This window comes from Kitasatospora sp. NPDC059817 (assembly GCF_042731835.1).
Taxonomy (GTDB): Bacteria; Actinomycetota; Actinomycetes; order Streptomycetales; family Streptomycetaceae; genus Kitasatospora.
The window spans coordinates 1-17,441 of the sequence record NZ_JBHWIR010000097.1 but is presented as its reverse complement, the minus strand read 5'-3'; the positions used below and the strand labels follow the sequence as shown (position 1 = coordinate 17,441).

The window sequence follows — 17,441 nt, the reverse complement described above, 5'->3', positions numbered from 1 at the left end:
GGCCTCCGGGCCGGGCACCCACCCCTGACGGCCGAGGTGGAGAATGAAACTGCTCGAACTCTGGGACGACCTGGTGGTTCCCGACGACCTGGTCTACTTCACGAACGGCGGGGACCGCCTGGTCACCAATCCGGAGCTGGCGGCCTGGTGCCTGATGACCGCCCCGGAAGCCGACGTGCTCCGCGCCCTCGCCGCCCCGGGCCGCCCGAGGGGCACGCTGCCCACGGACGCGGGCACCGTCGAGCGGGCGCTGGCGAAGGCGGTCCTGAACTGGCTGGTCTACCTGCCCGGCCGGCGCCCCGTGGTCCGGGCCCCGGAACCGCAGTTGTCGATGGTCTACTACGCGATCACGGACGGCTGCAACCTGCGCTGCCCCTACTGCTACGCCTCGTCGGAGAAGGCCCTGCCCGGCGAGCTCAACACCGCCGAGTCGCTCGACCTCGTCGACCAGGCCGCCGACCTGGGGGCCCGGGTCATCGTCTTCACCGGCGGCGAACCCATGCTCCGCAAGGACCTGTTCACCGTCGCCGGGCACGCCCGGGAACGCGGGCTCGCCGCCAACATCATCACCAACGGCACCACCATCCGGCGGCTCGAAACCGCGCAGCGGATGGCCGAGATCTTCAACCAGGTCACGGTCAGCCTGGACGGCGGCACCGTCGAGACGCACGAACGGACCCGCGGCAAGGGCACCTTCGCCCGGACGGCCCAGGGCCTGCGCCTGCTGAACCAGGCGGGCGTCACCCCGGTCATCAACCACGTGGTGACCCCCGAGAACGTCGACGTCCTCGACCGGCTGGCCGAGTTCGTCGCCGACCTCGACATCTCCCGGGTCCGGATGATGAACCACACCGACCTGGGCCGCGGTGCGACCGACGGCTTCGACTACGGCTGGGCGGACTACCAGAAGGTGCTGGACTTCTGCTGGACCCACCCGCTGGCCGGCAAGCTTTTACCGGAGGGCCCGAAGGCGAGCAAACCCTGTTCGGTGAAGGGCAACTGCGGCATGGGCGGCAACGAGGTCTACGTCAACTCGCTCGGCACGGTCTACCCCTGCAAGCTCGTCACCGAGCAGGTCCACATCGCGGGCAACGTCCGCCGGCAGCCGCTGGCGGAGATCTTCGCCGCCCCGGTCCTCGCCGACCTGCGGACCAACAACGTCTTCACCGGGGAGAACCTCCAGGACTGCCGCCGCTGCTACATCCGCGGTGCCTGCGGCGGCGGCTGCCGGGCCTACCACCTGGCCGAGACCGGCGACGTGCACCGCAACGGCCGCCACCTCTGCCGCATCCTGCGCCAGTCGATGATCGCCAGCCTGTGGAGCGCGAACGGCGTCCCGGGGGCCCGGCTCAAGGCCGGACGGGACGAGCTGTTCCGCCCGTTGCTCGTCCGGGACGACTCCCTCCACCCGGTGTACGAGGACTGGAAGGCCCCGGAACGCCGCCTGCTGCCGCTCGCCGACCGAGAGGACCGCCGATGCACTACCTGATCGACTCCGAAGTGGTCTGGACCCCCTCCCTGAACGAGGTGCGGATCTACTCCGCCCGCAGCGGGGAGTTCCGCACCCTCAACCACACCGCCGCCGAGATCTGGCTGGAACTGGCCGAGAACCGCTCCGTCCCGGACGTGGTCGCCGAACTCGCCCGGCGCCACGGCGCCGAGAGCCCCGCGCAGCGGGCACTGATCGCCAAGGACGTCCAGGAGTTCGTGGCACGGCTGCTGGCACAGGACCTGCTGGTGGCGGCGGACCAGGGTGACGCCCGTGTCTGAGGAACCGTCGCAGATCCGACTGCTGCGCAGCGCCCTGGCCGCCGTGGGGAGGGCACGGCTGAAGACCACCGGGCGAAGCATGCTGCCCACGATCGAGCCCGGGACCGTGATCACGGTCCTGGCCCGGCCCTTCGACGAGGTGGAACCGGGGGACGTGGCGGTCGTCCTGCTCGACCGGAAGGTGATCGTGCACCGCGTGGTCGACCGGGCGGGCAGCCGGCTGCTCACCCGGGGGGACAACCTCCCGCTGGTCGACCCGGTGGTCGGGCCCGGGGAGTACCTCGGGGTCGTGCCCGCGTACCGCCGAGCGGTCACGCTCGCGGCCCTGGACCTGGCCAGGCTCGCCGCCTACCCCGACCGGGGGGCGGGCCGGACCCGGATCTGGCTCCCCGGCCCGGCCCCGGCCTACGCGTGGTGGCACCCGGCGATGCGCCGCGGCGACACGCCCGGCCTGTCGAGAGGCGACGCCCGACCTGTGGTCAGCGTCTCCCCGTACGGCGCGCTCCCGGGGACCGCCCTCGACGAACTGCTCGCCGCCGCCGGCCGGCGCGACGTCGACATCCTGATCGGCCGGGCCGCCGGTCTCGCCCCGAACGGCCCGACGACCGGGCCCTCGGACGATCGGGCGACGCGGTCCTCGGACGGCTGCGGCGGACGGTCACCGCTGCGGCCCGGGACGGCGGACTTCCACGTCGGCCACGGCACTCTGTTGGAACCGCCGCGACTGGCCGACACCGTCGAGTTCGTCCGCGCACGCGTCGAAGCCGCCCGGGGTGCTGTCCCCGCCCGGAGCGTTCTTCCCGTCCGGGGCGTTCTTCCCGTCCGGCCGGACCAGGCCCCGGGCCGGCCGGACCTCGCGGGGTGGCTCGGATGACGACCCCGCTGCACGTGGAGAACCTGGTCAAGCGCTACACCGGCATGACCCGCAACGCCGTCGACGGCATCTCCTTCGACCTCGGCGACGGCGCCGTCGTCGGACTGCTCGGGCCGAACGGTGCGGGGAAGACCACGCTCACCAAGCTGATCTGCGGCGTCACCGCGCCCACCACGGGCCGGGTCACCGTGTTCGACGAGGAGCCGACGGCCGGCAGCGAGGTGAAGCACCAGCTCGGCGTCGTCCACCAGTCGGCGCCCTTCGACATGATGCTGTCCCTCCTGGACAACCTGCGCATCGCCGCCGCCTTCAAGGGCCTGCGCTGGCACGAAGTCCGCCCGACGGTCGACGAGTTGTTGGACACGCTCGGCCTCGGCTCGGCCACCGGCCAGCTGGTGTTCACCCTCTCCGGCGGCGAGCGGCGCCGCCTCCAGATCGTCCGGGCGCTGCTCGGCCGCCCCCGGCTGCTGCTGCTCGACGAGCCCTCCGCCGGCATGGACGTCAGCGGCCGCCGGAGGATGTGGGAGCTGCTGCGGGACCTGCGCCACCGGTACGGCACCACCATGCTGTGGACCAGCCACTACGTCGAGGAACTGGAACGCAACTGCGGCCGGGTGCTGATCGTCAACCGGGGCCGGCTGCTCCAGGACGGCACCCCGCGCGAGCTCGCCGAGCGCTTCGGCCCGCAGGTCGTACGCGTCCGGACGGCCGACCCTGCGCAGCCCGAGCCGTTCGCCGACCTGGCCCGCTCGGCCGGGTTGCAGGCCGTCGTCACGGACGGACTGGTGCAGCTGTCCGGGCGCGACGTGCGCACCCGGCTGCCCGCCCTTCTCACCCGCCTGCGCTCCGACGGCCCGGACGCGGCGTCCGTGGAGTACCTCCCGCCGTCGCTGGAGGACGCGTTCATCGACCTCGTGGAGAGCCAACCGTGACCACTGCGACCGCCGACTCCGCCGGCACTGCTGACTCCGCCGACTCCTCTGCCTCCGCTGACACCGCCGGTACCGCGCCCGCCCCGCCCACCGCCCCGCGCGGGCGGTGGCGGCAGGACGCCGTCGCCACCCTGTACCGCGAGTACTGCCTGCTCACCCGCAACCGGACCAACCTCCTGCTGGCGATCACCCCGAGCGCGGTCTACCTGCTGCTGTTCGCCACCTCGCTCTCCCACCTGGTGGGCGACGTCCGGTACCACGGACGCGCCGTCGGCTACGCCGAGTTCACCGTGCCCGCGCTGATGCTCTCCTCCATGCTGGCGGCGGCGACCGCGGCGGGCACCTCGCTGTTCCAGGAGCGGCTCGGCCAGATGGAGCTAGAACTCTGGTCGTACCCGCTACGGCGCAGCAGCTACGTCCTGGGCAAGCTGGCGGCCGGCGCGGGGCTCGTCCTGGCGCAGACCCTGGTGGCACTCGCCATCGCGCTCGCCGTGTTCGACTTCCGCTGGCCGGTCGGGCACTGGGCCGCCCTGATCGCCTCGACGGTGCTGGCGTCCTTCGCCTGCAACGGCCTCTACCTGCTGCTGGCCACGCTGTTCACCGACTTCCAGCGCTTCACGGTGACGGTCAACGTCCTGGCCCCGGTCCTGCTGTTCGCCGCCCCGTCCTTCTACCCGGTGGAGCAGATGGCCCCGGTGCTGCGCCTGCTGTCCTGGGCGGATCCGGTCACCTACGTGGTCCGCTGCCTACGGGACTCCGCCCTGCTGGGCTTCGACGCGGCCTGGCCGCAGATGCTGCTCCTGGCCGGCATCGCCGCCGTCACCAGTGCGCTGACCGCCCGCTCGCTGCTGGTGCGCGCCGCGAAGCTGTGACGGATCGTCCGGCGGCCGTTGCCGGAGGGGAGGTGCGCTCAGTCGCCGAGGATCCGTTCCCACAGCAGCCCGTCCCGCCAGCTCCCGTCGAGAAGGATCGAGGAGTGCGCGACACCGTACGGGCTGAACCCGTGGCGGCGCAGCACCCGGTGCGACGCCACGTTCTCCAGGCTGGTGGACGCCTCGGCGCGGTGCAGCCCGAGTTCGTCCGTCATCACCCGGAGCGCGAGTTCGACGGCACGCCCGGCGTGCCCCTGATTCTGGGCGACACTGGCGATCCAGTATCCGACGGAGCCGCGGCGCAGGTGCGGCTGCGGCAGGATGCCCGCGACGGTGATCTGCCCGATCACCTGGTCGTCGGCGAGCACGACGCCCGGCCAGACCGTGCCGGCCCGGTAGCCGGCCAACAGCCCGTCGATCCGCTCCGCCTGGCCCTCCGGGGTGAAGAACTCGGCCGGCTGGGCCGGTTCCCACGGCCGGAAGGCCTCGACGTCCCGCACCCGATGCGCGGCTATCGGGGCGGCGTCGGCGGTCTCGATCAGACGGATACCGGTACGGCTGCGCATGGGCTGGTCCTTGTCACGGCGGGTCGGATGAGACGGCAGCCTATGCGAGCGCGCCCACGCCACGGCGCCCTGTTCCGCTTTTCCACGTGCGTGTCCATCAGCAGCGGGGCGGAGCCGCCGAAGCAGACGGAGTCGCCGGCTCCGACGTGGAGACCGTGCCGGCGGAGCAGACCTGCTGGACCGACGACAACGGCTGGGCGAGGGGTCGGCTTCAGCGGCGTGATCGGGCCGCGGCCATCGGATCAGCCTCCGGCCGCGGCCCTGCGGGCGACGTCCGCCCGCAGGGCGGCCAGCTCCGCTCGGAGGGCAAGGAGTTCTCCACCGCGACGACAGACGGCACCGAGACCCGCCCGGGCCGCGAGAGGCCAGAGCCTGCACACCGCCATCCCGCCACAACTCATGCCACTGGTACGCCGACTTCGGGCTCACCCGCCAGACGCCGTGCCACTTCCGACGGCTTGATCCTCTGCTCGAACAACTCGGCCGCCCGCATCGCCACCGACTCCTGGCGCAGCCGCCCCTCAGCGCCCAGCCCGCCCCCATCTGCATATCTCACACACCGCCGAACACAGCCACCACACCAAGCCCATCAGGGACTTCAGGAAAGCTCACCCTGGCGATCCGAAGTCAGTAACGAGCCCTTCGTTCACACCGTCACAATGACACCCTGTTCGACGGGCGGAAGCGTACGTGCATGAGGGGACTCCCGTGCTGGGGCCGAAGGGGGCATCGATGGGAGCCCGGGGACCCTGCGTTGCGTGGCTTTCCGTGACTCCCGATCACCCGGTACCTGGCCCCCTGCGCAGTCCCCACGGGGCCGTGCGACGCTTCACCCGGAGGCCGGAGGCCGGAGGATGTCCCGGCCTTCAGTCCGGGGAGGAATCCGGTTTTCCGTATGGCGGGTCAGGGGCGGCCGTTTTGCCGCCAGGCGGACCGGTGTCTACCAATCCGAGTGCGAACACTTTTTTGTCAGACCGTCAGGCTAGGGTGCCGGGCATGGAGATCACGGCGCAGAACACCGGCCCGGCATCCGGCCTCCGTCCCGTGACGGACAGCCGCCGACCGCACTCTGCACGGTGATCGTCAAATACTCACACGCGAGATTCAGGGGCGAGAACATGTCACGGACCGAACTCCACCGACGACGTGCCGTCATCGGGCTCATAGCCGGCGCGACGCTGATATCCCTCGCCGGATGCGGATCGTCGAGCCCGGCCAAGAGCGCCACCGCACCGGGGGCCGCGGTCTCGACGTCCGCGGGTGCGGCGACGACTGACGCGGCAGCGCCCGCAGCGGCGGGCGCCCCCACCGGCCCGCCGGCGAAGGCCGGCAAGGGCAGCGCCGACGTGACCTTCAGCGGCGTGGAGTCCGGCTCCATCAAGGCCACCGACAGCACCTGCACCGTCATCAAGGGTGAGCTGACGTCCTTCCAGGCGCCGTCGGACCAGAACGCCGGCGGTCCGAGCGTCGCCGGCGTCGAGTCGGGCACCGGCTGGATGATGCCGGTCAGCACGGCCGCCCACGTCGGCGGCTACGTGAAGAACAACGCGACCGGCGTCAAGGCGACCAAGACCGGCGACAGTTGGACGGTCACGCTGACGGACACGGAGGTGGCCGCCACCTACGACCTCGGTCAGACGGTCACGCTCAACGGAACGATCATCTGCGGCACGGTCGTCAGCGCCGGCTGACCGGCCGCAGAACGGGGCCTTGTGCCGAACGCCGGGGGGAGCCACCAGACCGGAGGCTCCCCCCGGCCATAACTCGACCGAGCGTGCGGGCGCATCCCCGGATGCGACCGCCGGACGACCCCTCACGTACCTCTTTGGTGTCCTAAGGTGTCGATTTCGTAAGCCTGTTGAAGGATGGACGGGTCCTCATCCGGAGTGATGATCCCCCGGTGGCGGCGCTGACAGGCTGGCTCGTGGCGAACTCCTGTTCGCCCGAGTGAAGGGAAGCTCCATGTCTCGTCGTCTGACCAGTGCCCTGATCGCAGCCTTCTGTCTGGCGGTGTCCGCGTCACCCGCCTCCGCCGCCGTGGCGGGGGCCGAGGACTCCGCAGCTTCGTCGGCCCGCCCGCGTGGCGGTCCGCTGCAACTCGCCCTCAACGGGCTGACCGACGCCAAGGCGGTGTCCGCGATCGCCGAGGTGCGTGACGGTGACCAGCGGTGGCGCGGCACCACGGGGGTGACCGACCTGGTCGGTCAGGCGCCCGTCCGTGGTGACGGCCGGTTCCGGATCGGCAGCGTCACCAAGACGTTCGTCGCCACCACGGTGCTGCAACTGGTCGGTGAGCACCGGCTCGGCCTGGAGGACTCGGTGTCGAGCCACCTGCCGGGGCTGGTCCCCAACGGGCAGAACATCACCGTCCGCCAGCTGCTCAACCAGCGCACGGGCCTGTTCGACGCCACCAACGAGGGCACCGACGTCTTTCCCAACCTCAACGACCCGGCCGTCTTCCGGACGTGGCTGGCCCAGGGCGGGTTGAACCGTACGTTCACCGCGCGCCAGTTGGTGACCGCCTCCGTCTCCCACGCGCCGAACTTCGAGCCTGGAACCCAATGGGGCTACTCCAACACCAACTTCAACATCCTCGGCCTGATCATCGAGCAGGTCACCGGGCACCCCTACGGACAGGAGGTCGGTCAGCGCATCCTGCGACCGCTCGGGATGACGAAGACCACGGTCCCCGGCCGCTCCACCACGATCCCCGGCCCGCACGCCCACAGTTACTGGACCACCGTGGACGGCGCCGGCACCGGGAACGTCAAGAAGACCGACTTCGACGTCACCGACCAGAACCCGTCCTGGGCGGGCGCCGCCGGAGAGATCATCTCCACCACCGATGACCTGGTCCGGTTCGAGCAGGCCGTGCTGAAGGGGAAGTTGCTGCGTCCGGCGGAGCAGCGCGAGATGACCACGATGCTCCAGACCGTGCCGGGCTCGCACGACGTCGACTACGGGATGGGGCTGGCGCAGGCGACGCTCTCCTGCACCACCGTGCTGGGCCACAACGGCGGCACCTTCGGCTTCTCCACCCAGCTGTGGGGCACCGCCGACCGCCAGGTCGCGCTCTCCTACACCCCGCGGGGCGATGACGCCGAGCAGACGGCGCAGAACGAGGCGAGCATCAAGTTCCTCGACACCGTCTTCTGCGGCACCCGCTGAACGTCCGCCGGGGGCGGCCGAGCGCTATGGGCTTTTCCTGATTCTGTGTCAATTATCGCTATGGTCAGCACATTTGAATGACGCGTGCGCCGGTAGCATGCGCTGACGGATGGTCGTAGTGAACGGAGGAAGAGATGGACGGGTCGGCGGACGAACGGCTGGGGCGTCGCCACCTGCTCGCTCGAGCCGGTGCGGTGGCGGTCGGCGGTGCGGTCGCCGGCCTGGCCGTCGGGCCCGCCGAGGCGGCGGGCCACCAGGGCCCGGGTCCGGCGGGAGGTGGGGGCGGGCCGGAGGGCCGGGCGTTCGGGCCGGTCACAGTCCGCCCCGATGACTCCCGCTACGACAGCGTGCTGCGGGGCGACAACTACCGTTTCGTCGGCCGGCCGGAGGAGATCCGCCTGGCCGGCTCCACCGAGCAGGTGGTGCGGGCCGTCGCCGACGCCGTCCGCTCCGGGCGCCGGATCGCCGTGCGCAGCGGCGGTCACTGTTTCGAGAACTTCACCGGCGACCCGGCGGTGCAGCTCCTACTGGACCTCTCTGCCATGGACGCCGTCGGCTTCGACCCCGCGATGGGTGCCTTCTCGGTGCAGCCGGGAGCGACCCTCGGGCGCGTGTACCGGACCTTGTTCAAGGGCTGGGGTGTGACGATCCCGGCCGGCGGCTGCCCCGAGGTGGGCGCGGGCGGGCATCTGGCCGGCGGCGGGTACGGTCCGCTGTCCCGCGCCTACGGCTCGGTCGTGGACTACCTGCACGCCGTGGAGGTGGTGGTGGCCGACCGGGACGGGAACGTCCGGGCGGTGGTTGCCACCCGGGACCCGGACGATCCGAACCACGACCTGTGGTGGGCCCACACCGGCGGCGGGGGTGGCAACTTCGGCGTCGTCACCCGCTACTGGCTCCGCTCCCGTGACACCCCTGGCCCTGGCACCCCCGGCCCCGAAACTTCCGGCCCTGGCACCCGCTCCCACAGCGACCCCGCGGCGCTCCTGCCGCGCGCCCCGGGCGAGCTGCGGAGGTGCCTGGTCGCCTGGGCCTGGGACGAGAAGATGACGGAACGGGCGTTCACCACCCTGCTGCGCAACTACGGCGTCTGGCACGAGCGCAACAGCGAACCGGGCACCCCCGCGGCGAACCTGTACGCCGTCCTCATCGCCGGACACCGCAAGTCCGGCACCCTTGAGCTGGTCGTGCAGATCGATGCGGGTGTTCCGGGTTCCGACGCGGTGCTCACCGACTTCGTGCGCGCGGTGACCGCCGACGTGGGTGCCACCGAACCCGCCACCCTCCGGGGCACCATGCCCTGGCTGCCCACCAGCACCTGGCCGGGGACCGGCGAGGCCGGCAACTCGATCACCCGGCGCTACAAGGACAAGGCCGGCTACCTGCGCCGCTCCCTCACCGACGCCGAACTCGCCACCGCCTACCGGCACCTGACGGACGGCACGGGCGGTGCGGAGTGCGGCCTGCTCCTCGTCGGCTACGGCGGCCAGGTCAACGCGGTGCCCCCGTACGCCACCGCCGTCGCCCAGCGCGACTCGGTCATGAAGGCCGTCTACTACACGGTCTGGGCCGATGAGGCGGACGACGCGGCCCATCTGGCCTGGGTCCGGGACTTCTACCGCGAGGTGTATCGCGACACTGGGGGCGTCCCCGTCCCCGGCGAGGTCAGTGACGGCTCCTACATCAACTACGCGGACACCGACCTCGCCGATCCGGCGTGGAACACCTCCGGCACCCCGTGGCACACCCTGTACTACAAGGACAACTACCCTCGCCTGCAACAGGTCAAGGCCCGCTGGGACCCGTGCGACATCTTCCGGCACGCCCTCGCCATCGAACCGTCCAGCCGGAGGCCGTAACGAAGGCCCCGGGGGAGGCGCGCCGGAGGTTCACTCCCACGAGTGATTGTGACGCTGTGCGCATTAACGGACACTCTAAGTATTGGGGGAGCCCATGGGGGCTCTCCCGGTGCGAGGGGAGCCGTCATGGCCGCAGCCGAATCTTCCTCCATCGAGGTGCCGCGGATCGCGAGCAGTTCGCAGCCCGCCGACCGGGACCAGGGCCTCGCGGCGATCGGCGGCAACGTCGGCGCCGTGTGGCGGGGGTGGTGGACGTGGACCCCGGGGAACGGGACGTTCAACCTCCAGATCGCCTGGAACGTCATCGGGATCGACTCGACGGTCGTCATCACGGCCTCCGAGATCGACGGCAACAGCGGGAACCGGTTCGTCGGTGCGGCGCCCTTCCAGGTGTCGAGCATCGCCCCCAGCAACGGACTGGTGACGTTCAAGATCAACATCGGCTGGGGCAGCCCGCTGCCGATGCGCACCGACGTCCTGGTCTTCAACTGAGCATCGCTCTTCGGTCGGGACGGGGGCGCCGCGTGGCGGCCGTGCCGCTCCCGTGGGGACCCGCCTGGGCCGCCCCCGGGCGGGGTGGGGGGGGGCCCCACCGCCGCGGGGCGCCCGTTTTCCCCGGAAGAGCCTGTTTCATCGCGGCCGCACCGGGCACCCCCGCCGGCGGCGCAGGTGCTGCGCACTGTGAATCACCGTGAACTCCTATGAACGGTCCGATAATTCGCCGCCCGCCGCGTTGACGGCTCCCATGCCGCGGATAGAACACTGAGCACATAAGTGATTCCGCACATAGGGGGCTCGATGCAGTTCGAGTACGTCCTGCTCGCCCTGCTGGCCGGCCGGCCGTTCAGCGGGTACGACCTGCGCAAGTGGGTCGAGACGGAGGGCCAGTTCCTCCGCTCGCGCGCTCACCACAGCCAGATCTACCGCCTGTTGGGGCGGATGGTGGCGGACGGCTGGGTGGCGTTCGAGGTCGATCCGCGCGAGGGGCGTCCCGACGCGAAGGTGTACCGGCTCACGCCGGTGGGGCGGGAGGCGGTGATGGAGTGGGTGCGCTCCCCGTACGAGCCGCCCAGCCGGTTCCAGGACGCGGACTTCCTCTCCCGCTTCGCCTTCGCCGCGGTCCTGGACCGCGAGGCCGCGATCCGGCTGATCCGCACCGAACTGGACCACCGACGCCAGCAGATCGCCCGCAACCGGCCCCGCGACCGCACGGTCCGCTTCGAGGACCCGCTGCCCGAGCTGGACCAGGAACTCGCACGCGAGGTCTACGAGGAACTGCACCAGTACGGCGCCGGCGCGATGGACGCGTGGGTGGCCTGGCTGGAGCGCATGCTCCGGCGTCTCGAACAGTGGCAGCCGGGGCACAAGACGCCACCGGCCGGAGAGGGGAGCGCCGCATGAAGGCGATCATGGTGATGTTCGACAGCCTCAACCGGCACATGCTGCCGCCCTACGGCGGGGACTGGACGCACGCGCCGAACTTCGCGCGGCTGGCCGAGCGGTCCGTCACCTTCGACCACGCCTACGCGGGGTCGATGCCGTGCATGCCGGCCCGCCGCGAGATCCACACCGGCCGGTACAACTTCCTGCACCGCAGCTGGGGCCCGCTGGAGCCGTTCGACGACTCCATGCCCGAACTCCTCAAGCAGAACGGGGTGTACACCCACCTGGTCAGCGACCACCCGCACTACTGGGAGGACGGCGGCGCCACCTACCACGGCCGGTACAACACCTGGGAGTTCTTCCGCGGCCAGGAGGGCGACCCGTGGAAGGGCCAGGTGGCCGACCCGGAGATCCCCGAGGACCTGAAGAAGCTCCGGTTCGAGTCCTACCGGCAGGACTGGGTGAACCGCCCGCACCTGGCGACCGAGGACCGCCACCCGCAGACGCTGACCTTCGACGCGGGCCTGGAGTTCGTCCGCACCAACCGGGACGCGGACCGGTGGTTCGTGCAGATCGAGACCTTCGACCCGCACGAGCCGTTCTTCAGCCACCAGCGGTTCAAGGACCTCTACCCGCACGACTACGAAGGCCCGCACTTCGACTGGCCCGACTACAAGCGCGTGGTGGAGACCCCCGGCCAGGTCGAGCACGCCCGGCTGGAGTACGCGGCGCTGCTGTCGATGTGCGACCACTCCCTCGGGCGGGTGCTGGACCTGATGGACGAGCAGGACCTCTGGGACGACACCCTGCTGATCGTCAACACCGACCACGGCCTGCTGCTGGGGGAGAAGGGCTGGTGGGGCAAGACCGTCCAGCCCTGGTACAACGAGCTGGTCCACCTGCCGCTGTTCGTGTGGGACCCGCGGGCCGGCAGGGCCGGGGAGCGGCGCCGGGCCCTGGTGCAGACGATCGACCTCGCACCGACGCTGCTGGAGTACTTCGGCATCGAGCGCCCCGCGGACGTGCAGGGCCGCCCGCTGCCGGTGGCCGAGGACACCCCGGTACGGGAAGCGGCCCTGTTCGGAATCCACGGCGGCCACGTCAACGTCACCGACGGCCGCTACGTCTACATGCGCGCCCCCGCCACGGTGCACAACGCGCCGCTGCTGGAGCACACGCTGATGCCCACCCACATGCGCGGGCGGTTCTCCCCGGCCGAGCTGGCGAACCTCCAGCTGGCGGAGCCGTTCACCTTCACCAAGGGCGTGCGCACCCTGCGCGTCCCCGGCCGCACCTTCATCAACCCCTATCAGCACGGCACCCTGCTGTTCGACCTGGAGGGCGACCCCGAGCAGCGCACCCCCCTCGTCGACGACGCGGCCGAGGTGCGGATGGCGACCCTGCTGGTGGAGCTGATGCGCGCGGGCGACGCGCCGCCGAGCCAGTACGAGCGCCTCGGCCTGCCCGCCGAGGGCCCGGTCGGCGCGGAGCACCTGCTGGTCCGCGCCCAGCGCGAGCAGGCCGACCGGACCGCCGAGCCGCTGCCCCGCCCGGAGGACTACCCCTCGGGACGCTTCTCGTTGCGGACCCCGGTGTTCGCCCTGATCTCCGACCCGGTCGCCGTGGAGGTCATGCGCAGGCACCTGCCCGGCATCGTCGACTCCGAGTTCCTGCAGTTCCTCGGCCCGACGCCGCTGATCGACGTCGCCGCCCTGGCCGGCGGCCTCACCGACGTGTCGGCCCTGCGCCGGGTGGCCGAGGAACTCGCCGCTCTCTGACCAGCCGGCGCACGACCCAGCCGGCGCACGAGGTACCGGTGACGGGGTTGCAGCCCCGTCACCGGCGAGCACGCCCCCTTTCCCCCGCACTGCCCCTGTGACGAACGATGCGAAGAGCGGAGTCGCGCATGTCCGACCTTATCGAGGGCACCTTCGGGCCCGCCACGAGGACCGGCCCACCCCCGGTCAGAGGCCGGTGGGCCCAGCTCTCGGTCCTCGGCGGCGCCATGCTGGTCGACGGCACCGAGGCCGGCCTGGTCACCGGCCTGTTCCCGGTCATCAGGAACGCCCTCGGCCTCACCCTCGGCTCGCTCGGCGTCCTGACCGCCGCCGGCAAGCTGATCGGCGTGCTCGCGGCCCCCCTGTGGGTGTGGGCGGCACGCCGCTGGTCGCGCAAGAGCGTCCTGGTCCTGTCCACCGGCCTGTGGGGGGTGTGGGGCGTGGCCGCCGGCTTCTCCCGGAACTTCACCGAGCTGCTGGTCTTCCTCACGGTCCTCGCGGCCGGCTACGCGGCCGCCCAGCCGCTGGTCTCCGAGATCATCGGCGACCTGTTCGACCCGGCGTCGCGCGGCCGCGCCGTCGGCGCCCTCTACGGTGCGCTCGCACTGGCCGGCTCGGTGCTCGGCCCGCTCATCGGGCAACTGGCGGGAGTCCACGACGGCTGGCGCTGGGGGCTGTGGGGCGTCGGCGTCCTGAACATCCTCTTCGGCGTGGTGCTGCTGCTCTGCTTCCGCGACCCCGGCCGCGGCGCGGCCGAGCGGCAACTCGCCGACCTCGACCGGGCCGCCCGCGAGTCCCGGACGAAGGTCGACCTGGCCACCGTCGTCTCGCTGTTCAAGATCCCCAGCTTCGCGATCCTCCTGGTGTCGCGGCTGCTCTCGGGACACCTGCTGCTCTCCTCGTTCGCCGTCGTCTACCTGGTGGACGTGTTCGGCTTCACCACCCAGCGAGCCGCCGTCGTCCTGATGCCGCTGGGCATCGGATACCTGCTGGGCACCCTGCTGGGCGGCTTCCTCGCCGACTGGGCCACCCGCCGCAGCCCCCGCCACGGGCTTCCCGGCGCGCTCCAGGGCGCCCAGGTCGCCTTCGCCGTCCTCGCCTTCCTGGGCACCCAGGTCCACTACCGCGGCATCGGCGCGTACGCCCTGCTCTTCTGCCTGATGGGTGTCGCCCAGGGCGTCAATCCCAGCCTCAACCGCCCGATGGTCATGGCGGTCACCCCGCCCGAGCTGCGGGCCACCGCCTTCACGATCTACGTCTCGGTCTTCGAAGCCCTCGCGTGGGCCGCCTTCGGCCTGGGCGCCGGCTTCCTCGGCCAGGCGGTCGGACTCCGCCCGGTGTTCCTGGCGGTCCTGGTGGTCCTCATGCTCGTCAACGGCGCCTTCCTGACCCTCCTCCACCTGCCCTACGCGAAAGACGTGCAGCGGGTGCAGCGGGAGCTCGACCTCAGGCGCCGGGCGGCCCTGGCCTGACCCCGGCCCGCCTTGCACGGCCGGCTGAACCCAGTCCCGGCTGAACCCACTCCCGGAGGAACCCGTGAACCTGCCCTCGGCGCCCTGCTGCACGCCCTCGCGAGGCCCCGGCGCGATCCGCCCGCTCCGCCTCGCGGCCCCGCGTCCCGCCGGCCCCACCGACGGGATGGTCCCCCTGCCCGGCGGCGAGTTCCTGATGGGCACCGACGACTCCGAAGGCTTCCCCGACGACGGCGAAGGCCCCGTGCGGCAGGTCCGGCTGGACCCGTTCCTCATCGACGCCCGCGCCGTCACCAACGAGCAGTTCACCGTGTTCGCCGCCGACACCGGCTACCGCACGGACGCCGAACGCCTGGGCTGGTCCTACGTCTTCGCCGGCTTCCTCCCGGCCGCCGTGCGGCGTACCGCCGCTCGGGTGGAGCGGACCCCCTGGTGGTGCGCGGTCACCGGAGCCGCCTGGGACCGGCCCGAGGGTGCGGGCAGCACGGTCGCCGACCGCGGCGACCACCCCGTCGTCCACGTCTCCTGGAACGACGCGCACGCCTACGCCTCCTGGGCCGGCAAGCGCCTGCCCACCGAGGCGGAGTGGGAGTACGCGGCCCGCGGCGGACTCGAACAGGCCCGGTACCCGTGGGGCGACGAACTCGATCCCGACGGCACCCACCGCTGCAACATCTGGCGCGGCACCTTCCCGGCGAAGAACACGGCCACGGACGGCCACCGCGCCACCGCCCCCGCCGACTCCTTCGCGCCGAACGGCTTCGGCCTGTACAACATGTCCGGCAACGTCTGGGAGTGGTGCGCCGACTGGTGGACCACCGACCACCCCGCATCCCCGACCCCGGCCAACCCCACCGGCCCCGCCACCGGAACCGCCAAGGTCATCCGCGGCGGCTCCCACCTGTGCCACAAGTCCTACTGCAACCGCTACCGCGTCGCCGCCCGCAGCTCCAACACCCCCGACAGCTCCAGCGGCCACGCCGGCTTCCGCTGCGCCCGCGACGCCGAACGGCCCGACTGACGCGCCGACCCGCCCGCGTGGGGCCACGCCGTTCAGCCGGGCCCGCAGATCACCAAGCCGGGGCTCGCCGATCACCGACCCGCTGTCCTGGCCTCCGGGCGGGCCGTCAGCCCTCCGGTGCGGGCGGCAGGTGGAAGCCGACCTCGGCGCCGCCGGAGGGGGCGGCGGTGGCGAAGACGGTGCCGTGGTCGGCGGCGACGAGGTCGTGGACGATGGCCAGGCCCAGCCCCGAGCCCGGGGTGGACTGGGTGGCGGCGGCGCGGTGGAAGCGCTCGAAGACGGCCTGCCGGTCGCCGGGGGCGATGCCGGGCCCGTGGTCGCGCACGGCGAGGCGGGTGCCGGTGACGTGGACCTCCACCGGGGTGCCGTCCGGGCTGAACTTGACGGCGTTGCCGACCAGGTTGTCCACGCAGCGCTGCAGCGCGCGCGGGCGGGCCTGCACCGGCACGGGCCGTTCGGCGGTGACGGTGATCTCGCGGCCGGTGCGGCGCCGGAAGCGCCGGGCGCTGTCCTCTGCGGCGGCTGTCAGGTCCACCGGCTCCGGGTCCTCCACGGTCTGCTGGTCGGTGGCCAACTCGACCAGCTCGCGGACGAGTTCGTCGAGTGCGACGGTTTCGGTGACCAGGGTGGCGAGGATCTGCTCCTCGTCCGCGGGGGCGAGCCGGCCGCGGGCGCGCTGGAGGAGTTCGGCGCAGCCGCGTACCGAGGTCAGCGGGGTGCGCAGCTCGTGGCTGGCGTCCTGGACCAGGCGCTGCTGCTGGTCGCGGGAGCGGCGCAGGGCGCCGACCATCGCCTCGAAGGCGCGGGTGAGGCGGCCGACTTCGTCGCGGCCGGCGGCGGGCAGCGGGGTGGCCAGGTCGCGGGTGGTGGTGATGTGTTCGGCGGCGCGGGCCAGGCGTCGCACCGGGCGCAGGATCCGGCCGAGGACGAGCCAGCTGAGCAGCGCGGAGGCGGCCGCGGCCGCGGCGCTGGTCCAGGTGATGCGGCGCAGGAACGCGTCGTCGACGGTCTGCGCCCCGGCGTAGGTCTGGCCGATCATCACCGCGCCCTGCCCGTCGGGGCGGGCCTTGGTGAGGATGCCGTAGGGGGTGCCGTCGACGGTGGCGTCCTCCTGGTGGGCGCCCTGTGCGGTACGGGCCACCTCCCGGGCCCGGGCCGAGACCGGCAGCGCCGGGCCGCCCGGGGCCCCCAGCGGCCGGGTGGTGCCGTCGGGCAGCAGCAGCTGTTCGACGGTGTCGGGCCGTGCGGGCGGGGGGCGGTCGAGGTCCAGGGCGGCGAGCACGGTGTGGGCCCGGTCCTCCAGGCTCCGGTCGAGCTGGTCGGCGACCAGGGTGCTGACGCCGCGGTAGGCGGCGGTGACGGGTACGGCGATGGCCAGCAGGACGGAGGCGAGGACCACGAGGCCGATCCTGGTGCGCAGCATCAGGCGGTCCTGGCGGTGTAGCCGACGTTGCGCACGGTGTGGATCAGCCGGGGCGCGCCGCCGTCCTCGGTCTTGCGGCGCAGGTAGCCGATGTAGACGTCGAGTGAGCGCGAGTCGGTGTCGAAGTCGTAGCCCCAGATGCGTTCGTAGATCTGGTGGCGGGTCAGGACGGTGCCCTGGTTGCGCAGGAGCAGTTCCAGCAGGTCGAACTCGGTCTTGGTCAGGTCGAGCCGGGGGGCCCCGCCGGGGGGCGGGCGGGGGGCGGGGGGCAGGGCGCGGGGGGGGGGGCCCCGATGGGCGCGCGCGCCGCCCCCCCCCGCGCG

General features: G+C 72.1%; 16 protein-coding genes. 13 read left to right on the top strand and 3 right to left on the bottom strand.

Features of this window, described 5'->3' with window-relative positions:
• Nucleotides 1-43: 43 nt before the first annotated feature.
• From stsB to ACFV61_RS21120, 5 genes are read left to right on the top strand one after another with little or no spacing between them, the layout of a single operon-like run.
• Nucleotides 44-1,489, top strand: coding sequence for a StsB family radical SAM/SPASM domain sactipeptide maturase (gene stsB / locus ACFV61_RS21140; RefSeq protein WP_380493259.1), 1,446 nt, complete (start codon nt 44-46; stop codon nt 1,487-1,489).
• A complete protein-coding gene (locus ACFV61_RS21135; protein WP_380493256.1) occupies nt 1,477-1,770 on the top strand; it encodes a PqqD family protein in 294 nt (97 codons plus the stop codon). Before stsB ends, ACFV61_RS21135 begins: the two co-directional genes overlap by 13 nt.
• A complete protein-coding gene (locus ACFV61_RS21130) occupies nt 1,763-2,644 on the top strand; it encodes a S24/S26 family peptidase (RefSeq protein WP_380493254.1) in 882 nt (293 codons plus the stop codon). Before ACFV61_RS21135 ends, ACFV61_RS21130 begins: the two co-directional genes overlap by 8 nt.
• Nucleotides 2,641-3,576 (top strand): ATP-binding cassette domain-containing protein, encoded by a 936-nt coding sequence (locus ACFV61_RS21125; protein WP_380493251.1) that lies wholly within the window; start codon nt 2,641-2,643, stop codon nt 3,574-3,576. Before ACFV61_RS21130 ends, ACFV61_RS21125 begins: the two co-directional genes overlap by 4 nt.
• Entirely contained in the window at nt 3,573-4,448 is an 876-nt protein-coding gene (locus tag ACFV61_RS21120) for an ABC transporter permease (protein ID WP_380493248.1), read from the top strand. The genes ACFV61_RS21125 and ACFV61_RS21120 overlap by 4 nt, the downstream gene beginning before the upstream one ends.
• 38 nt (nt 4,449-4,486) lie before the next feature.
• Here ACFV61_RS21120 and ACFV61_RS21115 read toward each other — a convergent pair whose 3' ends face one another.
• The gene (locus ACFV61_RS21115; RefSeq protein ID WP_380493245.1) at nt 4,487-5,014 is read right to left on the bottom strand and encodes a GNAT family N-acetyltransferase; all 528 of its coding nucleotides are present in this window, start codon (nt 5,012-5,014) and stop codon (nt 4,487-4,489) included.
• Between the two features lie 1,118 nt (nt 5,015-6,132).
• Here ACFV61_RS21115 and ACFV61_RS21110 point away from each other — a divergent pair.
• From ACFV61_RS21110 to ACFV61_RS21075, 8 genes are all read left to right on the top strand, one after another.
• Nucleotides 6,133-6,705: a hypothetical protein gene (locus ACFV61_RS21110; RefSeq protein ID WP_380493242.1), complete on the top strand. Its 573-nt coding sequence runs from the start codon at nt 6,133-6,135 to the stop codon at nt 6,703-6,705.
• Between the two features lie 271 nt (nt 6,706-6,976).
• Nucleotides 6,977-8,182 (top strand): serine hydrolase domain-containing protein, encoded by a 1,206-nt coding sequence (locus tag ACFV61_RS21105; RefSeq protein WP_380493240.1) that lies wholly within the window; start codon nt 6,977-6,979, stop codon nt 8,180-8,182.
• 134 nt (nt 8,183-8,316) lie between these two features.
• Nucleotides 8,317-10,041, top strand: coding sequence for an FAD-binding oxidoreductase (locus tag ACFV61_RS21100; RefSeq protein WP_380493237.1), 1,725 nt, complete (start codon nt 8,317-8,319; stop codon nt 10,039-10,041).
• 126 nt (nt 10,042-10,167) lie between these two features.
• The gene (locus tag ACFV61_RS21095) at nt 10,168-10,533 is read left to right on the top strand and encodes a hypothetical protein (protein ID WP_063351981.1); all 366 of its coding nucleotides are present in this window, start codon (nt 10,168-10,170) and stop codon (nt 10,531-10,533) included.
• A 306-nt stretch (nt 10,534-10,839) separates the two neighbouring features.
• Entirely contained in the window at nt 10,840-11,442 is a 603-nt protein-coding gene (locus ACFV61_RS21090; protein WP_380493235.1) for a PadR family transcriptional regulator, read from the top strand.
• The gene (locus ACFV61_RS21085; protein ID WP_380493233.1) at nt 11,439-13,202 is read left to right on the top strand and encodes a sulfatase; all 1,764 of its coding nucleotides are present in this window, start codon (nt 11,439-11,441) and stop codon (nt 13,200-13,202) included. The genes ACFV61_RS21090 and ACFV61_RS21085 overlap by 4 nt, the downstream gene beginning before the upstream one ends.
• A 128-nt stretch (nt 13,203-13,330) precedes the next feature.
• Nucleotides 13,331-14,674, top strand: coding sequence for an MFS transporter (locus ACFV61_RS21080; protein WP_380493231.1), 1,344 nt, complete (start codon nt 13,331-13,333; stop codon nt 14,672-14,674).
• A 64-nt stretch (nt 14,675-14,738) separates the two neighbouring features.
• Nucleotides 14,739-15,695: a formylglycine-generating enzyme family protein gene (locus ACFV61_RS21075; RefSeq protein ID WP_380493229.1), complete on the top strand. Its 957-nt coding sequence runs from the start codon at nt 14,739-14,741 to the stop codon at nt 15,693-15,695.
• 106 nt (nt 15,696-15,801) lie between these two features.
• Here the strand turns inward: ACFV61_RS21075 and ACFV61_RS21070 are convergent, their stop codons facing one another.
• Both ACFV61_RS21070 and ACFV61_RS21065 read right to left on the bottom strand, forming a co-directional pair.
• Nucleotides 15,802-17,118: a sensor histidine kinase gene (locus ACFV61_RS21070; protein WP_380493227.1), complete on the bottom strand. Its 1,317-nt coding sequence runs from the start codon at nt 17,116-17,118 to the stop codon at nt 15,802-15,804.
• A partial coding sequence (locus ACFV61_RS21065; protein WP_380493225.1) for a winged helix-turn-helix domain-containing protein occupies nt 17,118-17,441 on the bottom strand: 324 nt, incomplete at its 5' end. The genes ACFV61_RS21070 and ACFV61_RS21065, both read right to left, overlap by 1 nt.